Annotated in this window: 23 protein-coding genes, 1 pseudogene and 1 riboswitch; of the genes and pseudogenes, 5 read left to right on the top strand and 19 right to left on the bottom strand. The window is 33.7% G+C overall.

Going from position 1 to position 20,445, the window contains the following annotated elements; all coding sequences use genetic code 11:
• Positions 1-237 precede the first annotated feature (237 nt).
• The 4 genes and pseudogenes from ACQVV1_RS12240 to ACQVV1_RS12225 all read right to left on the bottom strand — a co-directional run.
• Positions 238-1,365: pseudogene (locus ACQVV1_RS12240) on the bottom strand (ribonucleotide reductase N-terminal alpha domain-containing protein); the annotation flags it as partial.
• A complete protein-coding gene (nrdI, locus tag ACQVV1_RS12235) occupies positions 1,352-1,711 on the bottom strand; it encodes a class Ib ribonucleoside-diphosphate reductase assembly flavoprotein NrdI (protein WP_000959447.1) in 360 nt (119 codons plus the stop codon). The pseudogene ACQVV1_RS12240 and the gene nrdI, both read right to left, overlap by 14 nt.
• 476 nt (positions 1,712-2,187) lie before the next feature.
• The gene (locus ACQVV1_RS12230; protein ID WP_000502198.1) at positions 2,188-2,505 is read right to left on the bottom strand and encodes a hypothetical protein; all 318 of its coding nucleotides are present in this window, start codon (positions 2,503-2,505) and stop codon (positions 2,188-2,190) included.
• A 26-nt stretch (positions 2,506-2,531) separates the two neighbouring features.
• Positions 2,532-2,726, bottom strand: a complete 195-nt coding sequence (locus ACQVV1_RS12225) for a hypothetical protein (protein WP_000356685.1) — start codon at positions 2,724-2,726, stop codon at positions 2,532-2,534.
• 245 nt (positions 2,727-2,971) lie between these two features.
• Between ACQVV1_RS12225 and ACQVV1_RS12220 the strand changes: the two genes are divergently transcribed.
• Positions 2,972-3,550, top strand: coding sequence for a GNAT family N-acetyltransferase (locus ACQVV1_RS12220; RefSeq protein WP_063224495.1), 579 nt, complete (start codon positions 2,972-2,974; stop codon positions 3,548-3,550).
• Positions 3,551-3,584: 34 nt separating this feature from the next.
• Here the strand turns inward: ACQVV1_RS12220 and ACQVV1_RS12215 are convergent, their stop codons facing one another.
• Both ACQVV1_RS12215 and ACQVV1_RS12210 read right to left on the bottom strand, forming a co-directional pair.
• Complete coding sequence (locus tag ACQVV1_RS12215) at positions 3,585-4,187, bottom strand: histidine phosphatase family protein (RefSeq protein ID WP_242251074.1); 603 nt, start codon at positions 4,185-4,187, stop codon at positions 3,585-3,587.
• Positions 4,188-4,276: 89 nt separating this feature from the next.
• Entirely contained in the window at positions 4,277-4,459 is a 183-nt protein-coding gene (locus tag ACQVV1_RS12210) for a hypothetical protein (protein ID WP_142332716.1), read from the bottom strand.
• 235 nt (positions 4,460-4,694) lie between these two features.
• Between ACQVV1_RS12210 and ACQVV1_RS12205 the strand changes: the two genes are divergently transcribed.
• Positions 4,695-4,880, top strand: a complete 186-nt coding sequence (locus ACQVV1_RS12205) for a YkvS family protein (protein WP_001165081.1) — start codon at positions 4,695-4,697, stop codon at positions 4,878-4,880.
• Between the two features lie 55 nt (positions 4,881-4,935).
• Here ACQVV1_RS12205 and queF read toward each other — a convergent pair whose 3' ends face one another.
• The 4 genes from queF to queC are packed head-to-tail and all read right to left on the bottom strand — an operon-like array spanning position 4,936 to position 7,314.
• The gene (gene queF, locus ACQVV1_RS12200) at positions 4,936-5,433 is read right to left on the bottom strand and encodes a preQ(1) synthase (protein ID WP_000918895.1); all 498 of its coding nucleotides are present in this window, start codon (positions 5,431-5,433) and stop codon (positions 4,936-4,938) included.
• A gap of 18 nt (positions 5,434-5,451) precedes the next feature.
• On the bottom strand, positions 5,452-6,168 hold the full coding sequence (gene queE / locus ACQVV1_RS12195; protein ID WP_431168915.1) for a 7-carboxy-7-deazaguanine synthase QueE: 717 nt from the start codon (positions 6,166-6,168) through the stop codon (positions 5,452-5,454).
• Entirely contained in the window at positions 6,161-6,652 is a 492-nt protein-coding gene (gene queD, locus ACQVV1_RS12190; protein WP_063224498.1) for a 6-carboxytetrahydropterin synthase QueD, read from the bottom strand. The genes queE and queD overlap by 8 nt, the downstream gene beginning before the upstream one ends.
• A complete protein-coding gene (gene queC / locus ACQVV1_RS12185) occupies positions 6,652-7,314 on the bottom strand; it encodes a 7-cyano-7-deazaguanine synthase QueC (RefSeq protein WP_000711596.1) in 663 nt (220 codons plus the stop codon). The genes queD and queC overlap by 1 nt, the downstream gene beginning before the upstream one ends.
• 93 nt (positions 7,315-7,407) lie before the next feature.
• Positions 7,408-7,451: riboswitch (PreQ1 riboswitch) on the bottom strand.
• Between the two features lie 207 nt (positions 7,452-7,658).
• Between queC and kinB the strand changes: the two genes are divergently transcribed.
• A complete protein-coding gene (gene kinB / locus ACQVV1_RS12180; RefSeq protein WP_048526810.1) occupies positions 7,659-8,867 on the top strand; it encodes a sporulation sensor histidine kinase KinB in 1,209 nt (402 codons plus the stop codon).
• Between the two features lie 11 nt (positions 8,868-8,878).
• Here kinB and ACQVV1_RS12175 read toward each other — a convergent pair whose 3' ends face one another.
• From ACQVV1_RS12175 to ACQVV1_RS12160, 4 genes are all read right to left on the bottom strand, one after another.
• Entirely contained in the window at positions 8,879-8,995 is a 117-nt protein-coding gene (locus ACQVV1_RS12175) for a DUF6254 family protein (RefSeq protein WP_000038254.1), read from the bottom strand.
• A 100-nt stretch (positions 8,996-9,095) separates the two neighbouring features.
• Entirely contained in the window at positions 9,096-9,629 is a 534-nt protein-coding gene (locus tag ACQVV1_RS12170; protein WP_016088772.1) for a DinB family protein, read from the bottom strand.
• Positions 9,630-9,768: 139 nt separating this feature from the next.
• Positions 9,769-11,463 (bottom strand): M3 family oligoendopeptidase, encoded by a 1,695-nt coding sequence (locus ACQVV1_RS12165; RefSeq protein WP_309259875.1) that lies wholly within the window; start codon positions 11,461-11,463, stop codon positions 9,769-9,771.
• Between the two features lie 160 nt (positions 11,464-11,623).
• Positions 11,624-12,070 carry a MarR family winged helix-turn-helix transcriptional regulator gene (locus ACQVV1_RS12160; protein WP_000203340.1) on the bottom strand — a complete coding sequence of 149 codons (447 nt, stop codon included), beginning with the start codon at positions 12,068-12,070 and terminating at the stop codon, positions 11,624-11,626.
• Between the two features lie 194 nt (positions 12,071-12,264).
• On the opposite strand from ACQVV1_RS12160, the gene ACQVV1_RS12155 reads away from it, so the two are divergent.
• Entirely contained in the window at positions 12,265-13,761 is a 1,497-nt protein-coding gene (locus tag ACQVV1_RS12155; protein WP_431168914.1) for a DUF3149 domain-containing protein, read from the top strand.
• A 29-nt stretch (positions 13,762-13,790) separates the two neighbouring features.
• Here the strand turns inward: ACQVV1_RS12155 and ACQVV1_RS12150 are convergent, their stop codons facing one another.
• The gene (locus ACQVV1_RS12150) at positions 13,791-14,072 is read right to left on the bottom strand and encodes an aspartyl-phosphate phosphatase Spo0E family protein (RefSeq protein ID WP_063224501.1); all 282 of its coding nucleotides are present in this window, start codon (positions 14,070-14,072) and stop codon (positions 13,791-13,793) included.
• A gap of 395 nt (positions 14,073-14,467) precedes the next feature.
• Here ACQVV1_RS12150 and ACQVV1_RS12145 point away from each other — a divergent pair, with 395 nt between their 5' ends.
• Positions 14,468-15,238 carry a divergent polysaccharide deacetylase family protein gene (locus ACQVV1_RS12145; protein ID WP_309259873.1) on the top strand — a complete coding sequence of 257 codons (771 nt, stop codon included), beginning with the start codon at positions 14,468-14,470 and terminating at the stop codon, positions 15,236-15,238.
• Positions 15,239-15,305: 67 nt separating this feature from the next.
• On the opposite strand, the gene cbpA is transcribed toward ACQVV1_RS12145, so the two are convergent.
• From cbpA to ACQVV1_RS12125, 4 genes are all read right to left on the bottom strand, one after another.
• Positions 15,306-15,929 (bottom strand): cyclic di-AMP binding protein CbpA, encoded by a 624-nt coding sequence (gene cbpA / locus ACQVV1_RS12140; protein WP_242251069.1) that lies wholly within the window; start codon positions 15,927-15,929, stop codon positions 15,306-15,308.
• 129 nt (positions 15,930-16,058) lie between these two features.
• Positions 16,059-16,688: a class II aldolase/adducin family protein gene (locus ACQVV1_RS12135; RefSeq protein WP_063224504.1), complete on the bottom strand. Its 630-nt coding sequence runs from the start codon at positions 16,686-16,688 to the stop codon at positions 16,059-16,061.
• A gap of 248 nt (positions 16,689-16,936) precedes the next feature.
• Positions 16,937-19,219 (bottom strand): NEAT domain-containing leucine-rich repeat protein, encoded by a 2,283-nt coding sequence (locus ACQVV1_RS12130; protein ID WP_431168913.1) that lies wholly within the window; start codon positions 19,217-19,219, stop codon positions 16,937-16,939.
• Positions 19,220-19,648: 429 nt separating this feature from the next.
• Positions 19,649-20,431, bottom strand: a complete 783-nt coding sequence (locus tag ACQVV1_RS12125; RefSeq protein WP_063224506.1) for a DeoR/GlpR family DNA-binding transcription regulator — start codon at positions 20,429-20,431, stop codon at positions 19,649-19,651.
• Positions 20,432-20,445 lie beyond the last annotated feature (14 nt).

Genomic DNA, 20,445 nt, shown 5'->3' with positions numbered 1-20,445 from the left:
GCTCTACTCCCATAAGGGATAGTCGTTAGGCTTTTACTTATCTTAATCTTTCAGAAAGTCTCTTATTACTTTATGTTGTCCCATAACTCTGCTATACAAAATAATAAGATACATTCTGAACTTTTATATTTTCATTCTAAGATAAGATTTAGCACGGTAGGTTACCTCAAATTTGAGGCTTTCCCCGTTTAACGGAGTTTTCGACTAGCATTTCTACTAGAAGGTGCTACATATTTAACACAAGTTCGACATCTTCACAGTTCCAATATCCTTCAATGGATGTTGGTTATTTGCATTTGATTTAAACATTAAGTACGGATAACCAGACTCAAGCTGAATCATAGCAATTTTAATAAGCATGTCACGCGCACTAATATCTAGAGGCTTCTTCTTCACTTTCGGATTGCTCATTAATTCATCGTACATTTCATCGATGTCAATATCATCTAAATGCTTTCCGTATTCTTTATACACCGTATAAGGCGCGAAAACATGGAAAGGTTCGTTTTTCTCAGCAAGCTCAAAGAACTTACTTGGAACGATAATTCCGATTGATAGAGACTGAATGCGGCTCTTCTCATCGGCATTTATTTTTTTTGTATCAAGGAATTCAATAATATCCCAATGGAAAATGTTTAAGTATACTGCACCGGCACCTTTTCGTTGGCCAAGTTGATTCGCATATGAAAACGAATCTTCAAGCAATTTCATAACGGGCACTACACCACTTGCAGCGTTGTCGATACCTTTAATTTGCTCACCGCGTGCGCGTAGCTTAGATAAGTTTAAAGCTACTCCTCCGCCGATTTTCGATAATTGCATTGCAGTATTAATGTTAAAGCCGATTGAATTTAAGCTATCATCCATCTCTAACAAGAAACAAGACACCATTTCTCCTCTTCTGCTTCTTCCCGCATTTAAAAAGGTTGGTGTCGCTGGTTGGTAGTTTTGTTTGACAATCATGCTTGCGAATTGTTTTGCTTTCGCAACATCACCGCGTCCTAAGTATAATGACACAATTGCTACACGATCTTCATAGCTTTCTAAGTATTGTTTTTGATCATTCGTTTTTAACGCATAATCTTTGTAGAACTTAGATGCTGCCATATAAGATTGGAACTCGAAGTTTTCACCATAAGCGATGTTATATACCTCTTCTACTTCCTCCAATCTATACTCGTCCAGAACGTTGTAATAGTAATCATGTTCTTTCATATACTCCATTCGCTCTGCCACGCTATTAAAAGAAACGGTATTCTCTCTAGCTTCTTCCATAAAGACTTCTAATGCCTCTTTATCCTTATGAAGCTGATAAAAACCGTCCTGCATTTGCGTGATTTCATTATTCAGTTCAATGTGTCGCAATCTCCCGCACCCTTTCCTTAAAATATTCTACATCGTTATTTGTTCCAGATAACTCAAATTTTGATACAATAGGCACTTCATATTTAGTAGAAATTTTGTCAGCACTTGCACCGAACATGTCTCCCCAGTTACGATTGCCGCTTGCAGATACGCCTTTTAATTTTTCATTATTGCGCTCTAAAAAGTCTAAAACACGTTCTGGTACATTGCCAAAACCTGTTGTATACGTAATAAGAATAAAGTCTTCATCTATTACTAGATCTTCATCAATTTGAACGGCCGGCATATTTAATTTGTGGATGAAACGCTTCACGTTTCCTGTCATGGAATCATATGCAACTAACATTTCCGACCCCTCCCTCTCCAATCTATATTCTCTATATATTGTTCTTGATTTCTCTATATATTGTATTACGTTTCAAAATAAGACACAAGATATATGTATAAATTCTTTCTTTTTTTAACTTTTACTTTTCGACAAGACAGTCGATTTTTTTCAATACAATGACTATGAAACAACATTCTAAAACTCATGTCAATAAAGTGCTTTTCAAAAAAGTTGTCAACGAATTTAACCTTATTTTTAAAAAAGGTTCCAATGTATTTTGTCATAAAACGGCAAATGCTGGAGGAATATATTTCTCCAGCATCACGCAAAAAAGAACAGACATGAAACGATAATCTGTTCTAAAAAACGATTACATTTATCAATTTTACTTTATTAAATATTATACATATACTTTCGGTTCGCGTTACATACTAAAAGATAACTATTATAGAAAAAGATAATTATTATGGAAATTCAACTTATTTATGAAAAGATTATTCAGAGTGCTCAATACGCAAAATATCTTTTACAAAAATATGATGTGGATTTTCATCTTTATCAATCATTGTACATACAGGAGCTTCTTCATCAAAGTAAACAATCATTCCTTCTACGTACTGATATGTATGTTGAACTTGTACAGTTACTTTAATTTCTATAGCCTCTTCATATGCTCTTTTTATTTTCTGAAGCATTTTTGCCGAACACTTTCGTTTCTCTGGATACATAACCATCCCCATAAATCGATTACCGGCTCTATCTTTCCACATATAATCCCAATGCGGTAATATGCCTTGTTTAAAATCGCCCATAATTCTCCTCCCCTATATTCTTCTAGTTACGAACGTGGCGTTTCTGAATATGTATAAATTACTTGTCCGCCGCGCTGTGCGTTCCCAATAATATGTTTAAAGTCTTCCCTACTTACTACAACTTCTCTGAACGTATAAAATACATCTTTCGTAACAACATACTCCTTTATTTCACCATTTTTCAGCTGATCCAAAATTGTATTTGCTAATTCTTTATCCATGTATTTCACCTCTATGCAATATTTTATTTTATCTTATATTCTATAGGTCAACAACTGTAAATTTATCCAGATGCTATACCTTCATTTCATTTTCATTATTTTTCAAAAGATATCTCTTTATTATATGTCCACTAAATATCATATACTAACATAGCTACTTCTCTATATCAAACATTTCGACATTCAATTATGCAAAGTTCCATACCACTATGCTACAATATATAAATAGAATTAGGAGGGATACTATGATTCGGAAAGCAAAAAAGACAGATGCAACGGCAATAGCTCCTTTATTGTATAATGCTCTGCACGAAATTGCTGAAAAAATCACAGGTAGCACAGTTGAGACCGAAGTATTACTAGGACTTGAAACATGGTTCTCAAAAGAGGGCAATCGACTGAGCTATGAAAACTGTTTTGTATATGAGCAAGACGGGGGTGCAGTTGGAGTTATTGTCGCTTATCACGGTAGTGAGGCAACAAGGCTTGATGAACCAATTGTACATCACTTAAGAGAATTACATAAAGATGAATCGATTACGTTAGAAAAAGAAGCTGAACTTGATGAATATTACATTGATACATTATCAGTTTCAAGTGCACATGGTGGAAAAGGAATTGGTTCTAAATTAATTGAAGCTGCTGAAATTCATGCAACTGAAAAGGAACATGAAAAAATCGCATTACTTGTTAATTTAGAAAACAAACGTGCCTATTCACTATACGAAAAACTAGGTTATAAAAAAGATCAAATCGTTATGCTTGTAGGCGAACCTTATGCACATCTTGTAAAACCATTGAACATCCAAATTTCTATATCTTAAAAAAAAGCATACGATGTATATACATCGTGTGCTTTTATGTTAAATTCGTATTTAATATATTTCCATTCATCGCCTCATGAAACGTATATGTTGTACATCCCCATGGCTCTCTATGCAAAATAGGCGTACCAGACCATCCCATTGCTCTCAGTTCCGTACCAATCATTACATTCACATAATTATGACCTACAAGAGCAATACTTCCATGTACGAGAGCGTAACGGTGTAATAAGTAAGCCGCTTGCTTTGCCCTCTCCCTTACTTCCTTATAAGACTCAACATCTTTATGGTAACCAAGTATCCATACTGCTCGTCCGATAAACATCCATACGTTAGGTTTACATTTTAACCATTTTGGAGCATAAAAACTCGTCGGAACTTCAGCTTCCCTAAAAAGAGCATTTTGCATAAAAGATAAAGAATCCACTAATTCAGCTGCTGACTGTACTGCACACCTTTGATCACTCGTTAAAATCAATTTTGCTGCTTCAACCGCTTCCCTTGTTTCCAATGGTATAGGTGCTTTCTCTGTTATAGTATGTAAGTCATATCCTTTCATCCATTCATGAAAGAATGTAACCGTCATTGGTTCTATAGTACGATCTAAGCGACCATGACGAATAAAAGAAATCTTCATTCTTTCCACTCTCCATTCATCACTTACGAACTCTATTATGTACTATATTTACATATCATACCACGCAAAAAAAAGAAAGTTATACACCTTTACATATCCCCGCCACTCTCATGTGTGATTGAAGCATGTATACCATCCATCCCATCAAAATATGTAGTCGTTTCATGATGACGAATCTTTTTTAAATGTATATAAGAAAATAAAAACAAAGTTAAAGCTATAGCACTCCCCACAAATTCAAACATCATTTTACCGCCTCTAATTTCTCCCACTTTAGCAGGTTATCTTATATCTTTATTATACCCCTATATAAAGATACATGCATTTCTACCATTATTTCTCCTAACAACATGGGTTTTTCGTATATTTTCTTACAAAAAGTGAATATTTTTCGAATTTTTACTTTGGAAACATTTACAAAGTAGGAAATATGGTTCAAAATAGGAGGAAATAAAAAAACCCAAATTTATTCTTTTTTTGGGAAAACTGTAACAAGGAGAGTTGCTTATGCAGATCGCAGAAACTGGAGATATCATCGAATTTAAAGGTGGAATGCAAGGCCGTGTTCAAAAAGTAAATCAAAACTCCGTTATTGTAGATATAACAATTATGGAAAATTTTAGAGAACTAGATATGGAACCTCTTACAGTTGTAAGTCATAAAAACTATACTGTCATTAATCAAAATGCATAATATAATAGAAAGAAAGGATCTGTATAACATACAGATCCTTTCTTTCTATTATATATTAACGATTATCAATTGTTTCTGGATATAGATCATGGTTCATCATGCGGTAGTCTGCCATTTGCTCATACTTCGTTCCTGGGCGACCATAGTTGCAGTAAGGATCAATTGAAATCCCTCCACGTGGTGTGAATTTCCCCCATACCTCAATGTAACGCGGATCCATTAATTTAATTAAATCATTCATAATAACGTTCATGCAATCTTCGTGGAAGTCACCGTGATTGCGGAAACTAAATAAATATAGCTTTAAAGATTTACTCTCTACCATTCTTTGTTCTGGAATGTAGCTAATATAAATTGTTGCAAAGTCTGGTTGGCCTGTTTTCGGACATAAACTTGTAAATTCAGGACAATTAAATTTCACAAAATAATCACGGTTTGGATGATTATTATCAAATACCTCTAAAATTTCTGGGCTATATTCAAATAAATATTTTGTATTTTGATTTCCTAATAATGTTACATCTTTTAAATCTTCATCTAATCTTCCTGCCATTTTAAACATCCCTTCTCATTATACTCCGCGTTTATTTCCCCATACTAAGGCATGAAGCTGCGGCAATACTTTTGCATTATTCATCTCTTTACAATTTACAGCTTTATCAATCAGCCACTCATATTTATCTAATAATTTCTTAATCAGCATCGCATCATCCACTGTTTTTGTATCATCATTCCCTACTTGTAAGAAAAATGGTACATCTGGATAACGTTCGTGCATCTTAACTGCATACTCGAAGTCATAATCGTCAAATACTACTACCTTTAAACTAATATCTTTTCCTGCTAGTTTCTGAATAACAGCATCTAACTTCTGAAAATCAGTATTCATCTTCGAACTTGGTGGCTTTGGAGAAATCGTTATCTCATCAATTTGAAGTAACCAATCTTGCCATTTACTCCCTTGCGTTTCGATTGCTGTTCGTATTCCATTCTCTTTTAATATAGAAAGAAGAAACTCAATATTTTTCAGCAATGCTGGATTTCCACCTGAAATCGTAACATGAGAAAAATTTTCGCCACCAATTTCTACAAGCTCATTCCAAACGTCTTCTGCTGTCATCTGTCTAATTTGATCTTTAGCCGATCCATCCCACGTAAAAGCAGAATCACACCAAGCGCAGCTATAATCACAACCAGCTGTACGAATAAACATCGTCTTTTGTCCTACAACCATTCCTTCACCTTGAATAGTTGGACCAAATATTTCTAAAACAGGGATTTTACTCATCGAGCATCCACTCCCGTCTTACTTCCGCATAACTAGTTGGCGTCTCGAAAAGACGAACAAATTCAACACGAGCTCCTTTATATTCGTTCGCACGATTATCTTTTAATAATGCTTCTGCCATCTTTTCGTAAATCCAAACGACCATGTTTTCAGCAGTCGTATTCATCGCTGGTAACGTTTCGTTTAAATAACGATGGTCTAAATAAATTTCTATTTCATTCTTCCAAATTTCTTTTATATCTCCAAAGTCAATCGCAAGACCTATCTCATTTACATATCCACTAATCCCAAATACAACTTTATATGTGTGACCATGTAAGTTTTTACATTTTCCTTCATAACAGTGTAAATGGTGTGCTGCATCAAATGTAAATTCCTTGCTGACCATTACTCTTTTATTATGATATTTGAGCTGTTTACGCTGAATATCCTCGTCCATTTTTTGCAAATTTTCTACAATGCGAAATCCAAAGAAATTATCCATTAGTTACTCGCTCCTTCGCGTTCTTGTAGGTACGTATCTAATCCTGCTTTACGAAGTTGACATGCTGGACATTCACCGCAACCATCACCAATGATTCCGTTATAACATGTTAATGTTTTTTCTCGAACAAACTCGAATGCTCCAAGTTCATCTGATAATTTCCATGTTTCCGCTTTATCAATCCACATAAGTGGTGTATGAATCACAAACGGATAATCCATGGATAAATTTAAAGTAACGTTTAACGATTTCACAAACACGTCACGGCAATCTGGATAACCACTAAAATCAGTTTCACATACACCCGTTACAATATGACGTGCTCCAACTTGTTTTGCTAATACAGCAGCAAATGATAAGAATAGTAAATTTCGTCCATCTACAAACGTCGATGGCAATTCACCTTCTTCATGTGTAATCTCCATATCGGTTCTCGTTAACGCATTTGGAGCAAGTTGATTTAATAGACTCATATCTAGTACCGTATGTTTAATTCCTAGCTCTTTTGCAATTTCCGCTGCACAATCAATTTCTAGCTTATGACGTTGATTGTAATTAAACGTTACAGCCTCTACTTCTGCAAACTGCTCTATTGCCCAAAATAAACATGTCGTACTATCTTGTCCTCCACTAAAAACAACAACTGCCTTTTCTTTTTTCATTTCACTCATTCTCCTTCTCTACTACGAATAAGAAGAAAGAACGTTCTTGAACTGTCACAATAAAAAAACAAAACAATACCTAAAGATATTGTTGTTTCCATAGTTTTTTATAGAGGGAGTTCGCGAACCTCTCCCGTGCATTGCACGGAATTCCTTCTTTCATTGACAAAGGTTATTGTAACATATTGTATACTACCAGAAAAAATTTCTGATTTTTCCGCTATTTCTCATTTCATTTCTTTCATTTTATAGTATGATTAATTTAATGTGAGAAGAGAGGAGGCATCCCACTGAAACCCTTTATTATTTATCTCTTTTTAAATATATTATTCATCCTTGTTACAATGCTCGTATACCATTTATTTTGGAATCAAAAAGGGAAACGTTCTCCTAAATTAAATTCAGCAATATTTATTGTATTATGTTGCCTCGTTACTATACTATGTATCACTTTCGCAGCAAAAACAAATTATGGATTTCAATTTGATATGCGTCATATCGTATTAATTGTCGGTACATTAACCGGAGGTCCTATTGCTGGTGGATCTATATTAGTTGTATTAAATATATACCGCTTCTTATTAGGAGGAATAGGTGTTTTCCCATCGATTATCGGTTCTATCCTTCTATTTATTGTCCTATTATTTACATACAAATTTTTCAATCGAACTTCTAATCGTATAAAAATAATACTTGCTATTATCTACAGTCTCACATACGGATTTAGTTGGATACCTTTCTTCCTTTCAAAGGTTACAAACAAGGCTGATTATATACCACATATTATTGTGTATGAGTTATGTACGATACTTGGTACGATCCTTATTTTATATTTACTACACATATTACAAACTCAAGTGCGTCTCCAAAACGAACTTATGAATGCTGAAAAATTTCATTTAATTGGTGAAATGGCAGCGTCTATCTCTCATGAAATTCGCAATCCATTAACTTCAACGAAAGGATTTTTGCAACTTTTACAATCAGATACATGTACTGAGCAGGAGCGAAAATTATATATTGACATAGCCATCAACGGAATCGAACAAGCAAACCACGTTCTTACAGATTATTTAACCTTTGCAAAACCAAGTATTGAAAAAGAACAAAGATTACAGTTAGAAGAAGAACTACTACATGCATTATCGTTAATTACACCGCTTGCTAATTTAGCAAATGTGCGTACACATTATATAAAGCAAAGCACTTCTTTTTTTATCGCGGGAGAAAAACAAAAACTAAATCAATGCTTGTTAAATATTTTAAAAAACTGCATTGAGGCCATGCCAAAAGGCGGTGATCTTTATTTCACATTAGTTCCTGATCATAAGCATATTCAGTTATATATAAAAGATACAGGAGTCGGTATGGATACCGAACAAGTGAAGCGTCTTGGCTCTCCTTTCTACTCAACAAAAGAAAAAGGGACTGGACTTGGAATGATGGTCGTATTCAGTGTTGTTCAAGCTATGAATGGAAAAATTGATATTATAAGTGAAAAAGGAATCGGTACAACCTTCTTATTAACTTTTCCACTCATACAAAAAACGTGATGAAATAATCATCACGTTTTTTCTGTTCCTTCAACTAATTCAGCAAAAGCTTTCACTTTTCCATGTGGTTTTTGATTTTCTTTACGTGCTTTCCAAGCGCGCTCTTCTTCTTTCTTTTTCTTGGACATACTTTTCAACTCCTTCTTTCCTTTCTCCATCTAGTATTCCAAAATAAGAAAGAAAACTATGCACATATCAAAAAAGAAGTGGTCTCCCACTTCTTCCTAATTATCTTTGTAAAATTGCGTGTTTCGCCTCTTTTAACTGCGTAAGATGTCTTTGTTCATGCAAATCAAGAAATTGAATCCACTGATACAAATTCAGATCATTAAAAACAGGATGCTTTAATCCATTTTCAAATAGATCTTTTTCATCTATAACACTATGAAGCGCGTGTAATAGTTCTTGTCGTGAATGTTCTAGTAATTGAATTCCTTGCTGTTTTTTCATTAACGTTTCTGTTGGTTGCATTTGCTGAGGAGCTTCTCGTTTATGTGTGCGATCAAGCGTAAGTTGGAGGTCTTTAAATGGAGTCGTGTTTCTTTCATTTTTTTGTAAAGCATATACAAGGGCAGACGTGACAGATTGTTCAACTAAATGCAAGTGATGCAAAATTTGAATAATACTCCATTTATCACGGCGTGGCTTTACATTCACTTCTGTATCATTTAACATTTCAATTTCTGATAATAGCGTGCTTCGAGTAGACTGTAATGAGTTCACCAAACTTTCTAAACTCACATCCATATTAGATTGAAGCATACTTCTTTCCCCCCTTTTTGTTGGTGAAAAGAGGTGCTCCTTATTAGAAACACCTCTTTAGTATTCTGAATTTTCTTTTATTATCTCATCATTTTCACATTATGTCGATGTTAAACATGTGAAAAAAAGCGCATGTTTTTTACAATTTTGTGTCGTCAATCGCATGTAGCCATGCTTCAATTTCTGTAATGACGCTTTTTACACAGCCTTCAGCAAATGGTGATGTTAAATTTGCAACTTCTACTAATTCTAAGAACGATTTACTTCCACCTTGTTGGCAAAGATTCACATAATCTTCCCACGCCTCTTGTCTATTATCTCTTGCACGTTTCCAAAATTGCAGTGCGCAAATTTGTGCTAACGTGTAGTCGATATAGTAGAACGGCGAGCTATAAATATGCCCTTGACGTTGCCAGAATCCACCGCGCTCTAAATAATCATTATCTTCATAATCACGATGCGGCAAATACTTTTTCTCTATATTGCGCCATGCTGTCTTACGCTCTTCTGGCGAAGCTTCTGGATTTTCATATACATAATGTTGATATTCATCAACAGATACACCATACGGTAAAAACAGAAGTGCTGAACTTAGGTGAGAGAAGTAATATTTATCTGCATCTTCTTCAAAGAATAACTTCATCCATGGCCATGTAAAGAATTCCATACTCATAGAATGAATTTCACACGCTTCATACGTTGGCCAGTTGTATTCTGGAATTTCAAACTTACGACTTTCATATACTTGGAAAGCATGACCAGCTTCATGTGTTAATACGTCAATGTCGCCAGATGTTCCGTTGAAGTTCGAGAATATAAATGGCGCTTTATAATTCTCGATATATGTACAATATCCACCGCCTGCTTTTCCTTTTTTCGCAACTAAATCTAATAAATCATTATCTAGCATGAAATTGAAAAATTCATCCGTTTCAGCCGATAACTCTTTATACATCGTTTTCCCATGATTAACAATCCAATCCGCATCTCCTTTTGGAGTTGGATTACCAGTAGAAAACTCAAAGTTCTCATCATAATATGCTAATTTTTCTACACCAATACGTGCTTTTTGTCTTTGTCTTAATTCCGTTGTAACTGGAACAATATAATCAAGTACTTGCTGACGATAATTCGCCACCATTTCCGCATTATAATCTGTACGGTACATTCTTGCATATCCAAGTTCAACAAAGTTTTTGAAACCTAAAGATTTAGCAATTTTCGTTCTCACTTTAACAAGCTCATCATAAATACGATCTAACTCTTCCTCATTCTCAGATAAAAAACCGTAATATGCTTCACTTGCTGCTTTACGTTCACTTCTTTCCTTCCCTTGCATAAATGGAATAAGCTGTGATAACGTTCTTTCTTCTCCTGCAAAGTCAATTTTTGCAGACGCTAATAACTGTGTATATTGTGAAGACAATTTATTCTCTAATTGTAAATCTTTCACGACTTCATCAGAATATGTTTTTAAATCACACTCCGCAAGGGCAAATAATTGCTTCCCATAATACGCTTCTAATTCTTCACGGAATGGAGAATGAATTAACGCATTATAATACTTTGTACCATATCCTTGTACAACTGGAGAGAATTCATCAAAGAAATCTTGCTCTTCCTTATAAAAAGCATCTGTCGTATCAACAGAATGACGAATATAACAAAGATTCCCCATCGTACCAAAATCGTTGCGAATTTCGTTAATTGAATGAATGACTTGCTTTTGTTCTTCTACAGTTTTTGCGTTATCAAACTTCTCTAAAGCAACAGTAAACTTCTCTTTTAATTCTTCAATATTTGGCCGTTTATATTCATAGTCTTTAAATGACATGAACGAGCCTCCTCTCCATTATATGCATCCTTACTATAATTCAATGCTTACTTACAAATCTCCTCTTATTCTTCAGCAAAATACGGCAAATGCTGTCATAATTACATGTAAACAAAAAAGCCTTGGATTTCTTTATCCAAAGCTCCTTTGGAACATACTATTATTTTTCATACTTTCCAATCTTTTTTAATAGATCAAGTAATTCATCCTTTTCCTCTTTCGTTAACATTTCAAAAGACTGATGTATAACTTGCTCATGCCCTGGAAAAATAGAAGCAATAAAGTTCTCTCCCGACTCAGTTAGTTGTGCATAAATAACACGTCTGTCATTCGGGCACGGAATTCTCTTTACTAGTCCCTTTTTCTCTAGCTTATCTACAACATATGTAATGCTGCCACTAGCTATTAAAATACGCTCACCAATTTGCTGAAGTGGTTGACCACCTTTATGATATAGCAGTTCTAATACAGCAAATTCAGTTGGATTTAACCCGTTACTTTGTATAGACTTATTTGTAGTATCCATAACAGAACGATGTACACGAGATAATGCAATAAATACTTTTAAAGATTGAGAAATATCTTCTCGTTCATTATTTGATGTCATACAACTTTCAACCCTTCACTTAAATTCTCAGTAATAAAAAGAAAAAACAGCTTAGTACTTCATGTAATTCCCGAATGAGCATTCACTCATTCATTACCTCTCCCCAAACATATTATGCATGATTCTTGAATAAAAACATGACAATTTTAACATAGTTTATATATAATGATAATAAAAAAGAAGGAGTACGAAATTTGAAAGTCAAATTCCACAGCATAGTTTTATATATATTGCTTGTCATCCTACCAACAATAGGGATTGGTGCTACATTTTATTCGTATCATTCGTATAAAATGAAACAGGAAAACAAACTATCTGCTCACACCGTTCTCTTTTTATATAGAGACTATTTAGATCATCACCTTGGTGAAGCAATTTCCGCATTAGAAATGCTCGCAAAGGTCGTAGGAACCGAGACTGGAAATATAAATGGAATTAAAGAAATTGTACATGATACAGATGGAAACGATGCACGTTTTTCTGGTCTATATTACGCTACACCAGAAGGCGTCATTACAATCGCATCGGAAGGCGACCGACCACCTGTTGATGTCTCAGATCGTAAATATATTCAAAACGCATTACAAACTAAGAAAACAACTGTATCATCCGTCATTACAGATCGTGTTCTTGGACATCAAGCTATTATGATTGCTTCTCCCATTTTCAATAAACAGAAAGAGTTCTCAGGCTTATTGTTAGCAAGTTTACGCTTTGACTACATTTCATCATCTTTAAATGCCATTAAGCCGCAATACCATTTTGAAGTAACCGATAAATATGATGTCGTTTTTCTAACCGATGATAATAACGAAACAAGTGCTGCTCATTCAAATATGCTTACTACTCCACTTCAAAGATTAGATTGGAAGGTCTCTGTTTCTCCGTTACCTATTCATCAAAAAACTTTATACCAGTGGGTTTCCGTAGAATGTATAGCTACTTTATTTTTAATGTCAATTTTATTTTTACTCGCTCAATATATGTTGTTAAAACGGCAAACAAAACTGGAAAGACAACAAAATGAACTACAAAAAATTGAATTGGTTGGAACTTTTGCAGCTAGTACAGCCCACGAAATCCGTAATCCTCTTACCGGAATTAAAGGGCTCGTCGCTCTATTAAAAGAGAAATATAAAGATGAACAAGATCAGTTCTATTTTTCCATCATCGAACAAGAAATAGAACGGATTAATGAAATTGTAAGCGAATTTCTTATTCTCGGAAAGCCAACTGCTATCATTGAACAAACTTATGATGTGAGAACCATTCTAAATGAGGTAACGTTAATTATTCAATCTGAGGCGAATCTACATAACATTGTATTCCATTTACATTTGCCAGACCATCATGTTCATATCCGTTGCTCAAAAGACCATATGAAACAAGTGGTTTTAAACATTACAAAAAATGCAATTGAAGCCATGACTTCTGGTGACACACTCACCATTGTCGTAACAAACAATGAAACGCACGCACAATTGCAAATTATAGATACTGGAAAAGGGATTCCAAAACATATTCAAAAACACCTCTTTCATCCGTTCTTTACTAATAAAGATACTGGAACAGGTCTTGGACTTGTTATATGTAAACGAATTGTAGAGATGTACAATGGGCATATTTTTATTGACAGTATAGAAAACGAAGGAACAACAGTTCATATCGAAATTCCGTTACACTCAGTATAATTATCCTTATCCCAAAAGGGTAATTATACTTATTTCATAAAACCAGCCACAAGCATTCGCCAAAAATTACTCGATTTCCCTTCATACCCAATTTGAAAAATAGGTACCTTTATAATCGATAACCATCTTGGTGTTTGTTTCTCTTTATAACACTGGTACTGTAAAATAAGCTTGTCCAATTCTTGACTAACTTGAATTGTCTCCATACTATTTAACCCACTCGTTAAACCTAATTGAATCATCTCTTCACGTTTCATATGAATATCACGTGAAAGCTTTTCTAATGTGTACTTCCTTTTTACAGTAAACATTCATATCCCCCTTATTATACTTCCATGCTCTCAACTTCACTTCTCCATCGACCTTGTAACTACTTAATCATATTTGAATTTGAAGAATCAGAAAATTAAACATTTTCTCCCTGTAATTTACAAATCTTTACCCTCACTTTGAGAATTATTACAAATTATTCTATCTTTGTAAATACATTCGCAATAATAGACATTTTTTTCATCTTCTTTTTTTATAAACACCTATTAAATAGCGGATTCTCTATTTTCCATATACTTTTCTTCGACATTTTTTGTTTAATTTATATAAAAACGCAAAACATAATGATGATTGATAAAGTGAAAATTTAATCATTGAGGGCGTTCACTCCTCACTGCCCGCAAATAGTAGGATAAAATAGAAAGGAAATATTTATATGCGCAAATATACAATTGCATTTCTTATGCTTGCTATGTTCTTACCATCTTTCTTGTTTCCTGTTCAAGCAAAGGCACATACAAACAAAGTAGCTATTGTCATTGATGACTTCGGCAATAATATGAAGGGAACTGATAAGATGTTATCACTTCCTATTCCACTGACTGTTGCCGTTATGCCTTTTCTTCCTTCCACAAAGGAAGATGCGATAGCGGCTCACAAGAAAGGGCACGAAGTTATTATACATATGCCAATGGAACCTATTAAAGGTAAAAAAGAATGGCTTGGACCAAAAGCAATTACAACTGATTTAAGCAATGAAGAAATAAATAACCGACTCGAACAAGCAATTCAAGAAGTACCGCATGCAATTGGGATGAACAATCATATGGGATCAAAAGTGACTGCGGACGAAAGAATTGTACGACTTATACTTGCAGCTTGTAAAAAACACGGTTTATTTTATTTAGATAGCAAAACAAATCCTAAGAGTGTCGTCCCGAAAATCGGGAAAGAATTAGGAGTGCCTATTATTGAAAATCAATTATTTTTTGATGATGTGTATACAGCCGCACATATTTCAAAACAAGCCCAATTACTCATAAAAAAACTTCAAGAAAAACCGATTATGGTAGCTATCGGACATGTTGGGCCTCCAGGTGAAATTACATCACGTGTAATAGAAACTTCTATTCCTAAAATTCGCGCACATGCAGACTTTATTTTTTTATCTGATTTAGCATTATCTCCACCTCCTGTTTCAAAATAAGATTCATTACTCAAACTAAAAAAGGACCAATCTGCATATAGCAAATTGGTCCCTTTTCCTTTTCACCTTAAATATAATCTACATGACTCACCCTGAATCCTTTTTTCTCTATTTTTTCGATTAATTGCTTTAATTTTTTTTCATTTAACTCATCTGTTATATTTACGATAACACGGCGAATATATTGATCGCCGTTATCTAACGTAAATAATCCACCGATATTAAATGCTTTCAACAATGTCCCAAGTTCCTTAATCGTTCCCTTACAATCTTGTGTTGCAATCGTTAATATATAACCACCCGTCCGCATACCGAATGAATCTTCAATAACATCAAATATATTAGAATGCGTTAAGATACCGACAAATTCATTATAATCATTTAACACAGCTAAAAATGGAAGGCGACGAATAACATAAAATGCTCTAAAAAAAGAATCCTTTTCAAAAATAAATGCAGCGGAATCTTCCAGCATATGTTCCGTACTTAATTTCTCTAATCCACCATCACACTTCTTTTCTAAAAGATCTACTTTATAAATTATCCCCATGAATTTCTTTTCATCTTCTGCTACTACAGGGATTGCTCGAAATCCCGTTTCATTCATAATTTGCAAAGCCTCTTTACCTGAATCTTTCATTTTGCAAAATGTTACTTGCTGTTTTGGCAGAAAATGATATTTAACTCGCAAAATATGTTCCTCCTTACATGTCAACATGTAATCTATATATAATAAGGAAACCTATATTTTATGAGTAAAATCATTTTTAAAACGCTTTCATTTATTTATTGACTTGTAACGAACGACACCACAAACATTTTATATTACAGAGCTCTTCGCACCTTTTATCATTAACAATTTCACATGGTAATTCATTAAATATTCTATACCCTCTAGCCATTTTTTCGCTTCTTCTGGAGTTTTCCCCCACACGATCATGCCATAATTATGAACGAGAACTACTCCTCCACCTTCAATAAAATTCGGCACATCATTTTCTAATAAATCAGCGAATTTTTTCTCATCTTCTACAATGGGAATTGTCATTTCTGTTATACCTTCTTTTCCAAAAACACGTTCCACGCTACGTTTATCGAATGTTACTTCCCCTTCTTCTCCGTATAACTCTGATATTAAATGACTATCTACAGTCTGCACTTGTAAAATACATTCTGCACTACTTTTTTTATAAATATCCGCATGCATAAATGATTCCGCAGCTGGTTTTTCTTCATTTTCAAATACTGGCTCACACATACAATTTACAACAATAAAATCTTCTTCTGAAAATAGCCCTTTATCTCTTCCCTCAACGTTTACTAAAAAAGTTAACGGCTCTTTTGACGTACAGAGTGATAAACTAATTTTTGTACCATAAAACCAATCACGAAGTGCTAATTCAGATTTCACATCTTTCAATTCATTCCATTTCTTTAGAAAAAATAACATTTCGTCACCCCCGGCGTAATATTTATATAATGTTCAAATCCTTTCTATGTAAAAGGAGTATTTTTTGATTATTCTAAAAATTTAATTGAATTATCACATGAGAACGCTTTTTTGTCAATATAGTTTCACAGCTCTTCTTTAAAATGGGCCATTCATATGTCCATACACCTGTCGATTGCCTATTTCATTTTATACATAAAAAATACGTTATTCTTTTTACATTAAAGAATAACGTATTTTCTCATCTTTTATTTCGTTATTGCGTTATATAAAAACTGTGCATATTGTTCACGTGTTACGAAATCATCACCTAAAAAGTTTCCTTTTCCATCACCTTTAGATATATTATTATCCGCTAAAGATGTCACATATTCTTCTGCCCAGTGACCAGTTGGTACATCTTTAAAGTTCACTTTATTATTTCCAGCTTCTTTTAACTGAAATACTTTATATAATACGACAGACATTTCGTATCGAGTTAATACTCCATCTGGACGAAATTCCCCAGTACCATCTCCTTGCATAATTCCAGCTTGCGCAACTGTAGCAATATCTTGCTCAAACATATGCCCTTTCGTATCTGTAAATCTCTCTTTCTGCTCTACTTTATTTTCTAATTTCAAGTACCTTTGTACTAAAGACGCAACTTGTCCACGAGTAATATTATCCCCAAATCCAAATTGTCCATTTCCATATCCTTTGAAAATATTTTCTTTCGCTAAATGGTTAATTGCTTCTTCTGACCAATGTCCTTTTGGTACATCTTTAAATTCTACTACTTCTACTTTTTCATCTTCTTTAGAAGTGTTATCCCCTTTGCTTTCTACCACATTTTGAATTACAGATCCTGTGAAGAAGATTCCTGTATCAGCAAATGGATCTTTCACACCAAATTCGTATATTTTCTCACCTGATGTACTCCACTTAACTGCATCATTACTATACGTACCACCTTCGCTCTTCAAACGAATTTTTGTAGAGATGTTACCATCTTTTTCGTATATAGGTACTTTTACTTCTTTATTTACTTCTGTTTCCCCTAAAAATACTTTTTGATTTTGAACATTGATATAAGCTTTCTTACTTAGTTCTATTACTGGTCTAACATCGCGGATCTCATTTGCAACAAAACTTAAATATACTAACTTATTCAACTTACTAACTGACGATAAGTCTGAAATATAATTTGCTTCTAAATCAAGCTTTTGTAAGTTTACTAGACTGGATAATGGCATAATATCTTTTAATTCATTGTTAGGTAAATCTAATTCTGTAAGTTGAGTCATTTTAGCAAGTGGTGTCACATCTTCAATTTGATTTTTCCCGATAAATAACTTACTTAATTGATTCATTTGATCAATGCCCGATAAATCTTTAACTTTATTACGTGTTAATACTAAGTCTTTTAAAGGTAATGAATATAACGGTTTAATATCTTCAATTTGATTACCAGCTAAAGTCAAGTAAGTTACATTTTTTAACGCGCTTAATGGAGCAACATTCGTAATTTTATTATTTGCTAAATTCAAGTAATCTAGTTGTTCCATTTTCGCTAATGCTGTTACATCTTCTATTTGGTTGCCTGATAGATATAAACTTTTTACATTTTTCATTTCAACTAACGGTGCAACGTTTGTAATTTTATTATTACTTAAATCTAGAGATTCTAAATTATCCATCTTAACAAGTGGCGTTACATCTGAAAATTCATTACCACGCAAAGCTAAATGATTTAATTGCTTTAAGTTCGCAAAGAACGACGGATCTGTTATCTTCGCATTCGCAACTGTTAAAGATTTTAAATTTGGCATATATTTTAATGCACTATAATCAAGAATCTCATTCGTATTTAAAAACAAGTTCTTTACTTGTAATAACTCTTCTTTCGTAATTGGTGTATTTAAATCTTTTCTATTAAATACTTTTTTATTAACAAGTTCTCTTAATTTGTTATCTGTTATCATATTTTGATTATCAACTGGATTATCCGTTTCTGTATTGCCTGAATTGGAGTTATCATCTGGTTTCTCTGTTTCTTTGTCACCTATAGTTGGATCTTTAATTTCAAATTGAACTTGATATTTGTGATCATATCCAATAGCCGGAATAAGTATGTGCATTTGCATATTATGCTTCTTCTCAAACTCGCCAATTTCAAATTGAACTACTTTCGTTCCATTCTTCCTCTTATCTTCTGACAAAACTTTCACATCATGAAATACACCTGGTTGGTTTCTATCTTCTATTCTAAGATATTGAAAATAATCACTATCTTGCATTGTTACAGTAACAATTTTTTTCCCGGCTGCAATTGTTACTTTAGGATCTTTTATATATTGAGAAACCATTGATGGCTCATCTTTTTGATCCTTATATATTTTAATCTCAGTATCATACATACGATCACTCGCTGCTGCTACTGATTGGTTTGCTTCAATTTTTATTGCTGCCAATGCTGGAGTAGAATAAGCAGCAAATGGAATGGCTAATGTCGTTGCTACTACTAACGCCTTCATATAGTTTTTTTTCAAAATAATATCCCCTATCATATATAGTTTTTTATAATTGATAACACTTATCAATTACCTACAATTAAATGATAATGAATATCATTATCATTGTCAATGGGAATATTACATTAGATTTATATTTTCAAAGATAAAAAATAAAAAACCCTTTATTCAAAGGGATTTTTTACCTATCGTATGAAGAATTCCACTTTTTTCCTTCTCGTTAATTACACCGATTTTCTGCAAAATATTCGCGTACAATACAAGTTTATTATATATTCGTTCTGACATGTTCCCCCTTCTTTCCTTCGACCAACTTTTTTTGTATTGGTAAATTATATGAAAGAGACGAGAAAATGTGTCCACTTTTTGCATAAATACAAATCTTTTATTCCGCTCTTTGCAGGCAGTAAAACTCCCACCTAAAAATCAGGTGGGAGTTCAATTTATTTAGCAAATTGTCCATTGAATATTATGCTTTTTAATTTCCTCTTCAAAACTATAGGGCATTTTTTTATCACAAATAACATGCTGAATACGAGAAAATGCTGCTATTCGATAATTCCCTTTTACGCCTATCTTTGTATGATCACATAGAATATATGTTTTTTCCGCTAATTTCATCATCGCTTCTGACAGTTTTGCCTTTTCTAATTCAAAACTAGAAACTCCAAAACTAGGCAATAATCCATCAATCGAAACGAATGCTTTATGAAAATGGAATTGCTGTATTACTTGCTGGGAAATAGATCCTGATACGCGTGAATGCTTTGGAGATACTTTCCCACCAATAAATAAAACTTCACCGTGAAACATTTTTTTATTAATAGAAGAAATTAATTGTGTGGCTACTGGAAATGAACTTGTTACAATCGTTAAATTTTTTCGATGAACAAGATATGGTACCATTTGAAGTGGTGTACTTCCGTCATCAATTGCAATCACATCTCCATCTTCCACAAACGTTGCTGCTTTATACCCAATTCTCTTCTTCTCTTCTATATGCAGCATCTCTCGTTCTAACATTGGTGCCTCTATTCCAGCTCCCGGAAGTTGGACTGCTCCACCATACACTTTCTTCAACTTCTTTTCACGATCCAATTCTTCTAAATAACGACGAATCGTCTCTGTTGAGACAGCAAACTCTCTCGCTAATTCTGAAACTTTTACTTTCCCTTTAAACTCTACCTTCTCAAGAATGGTTCGCTTTCTTTCTTCACCTACTACAGACATAACCTCACCCCATT

It is taken from the genome of Bacillus basilensis, assembly GCF_050630465.1.
Lineage (GTDB): Bacteria > Bacillota > Bacilli > Bacillales > Bacillaceae_G > Bacillus_A > Bacillus_A basilensis.
The sequence above is the reverse complement of the archived record's forward strand: the minus strand, read 5'-3'. Positions and strand labels throughout refer to the sequence as shown.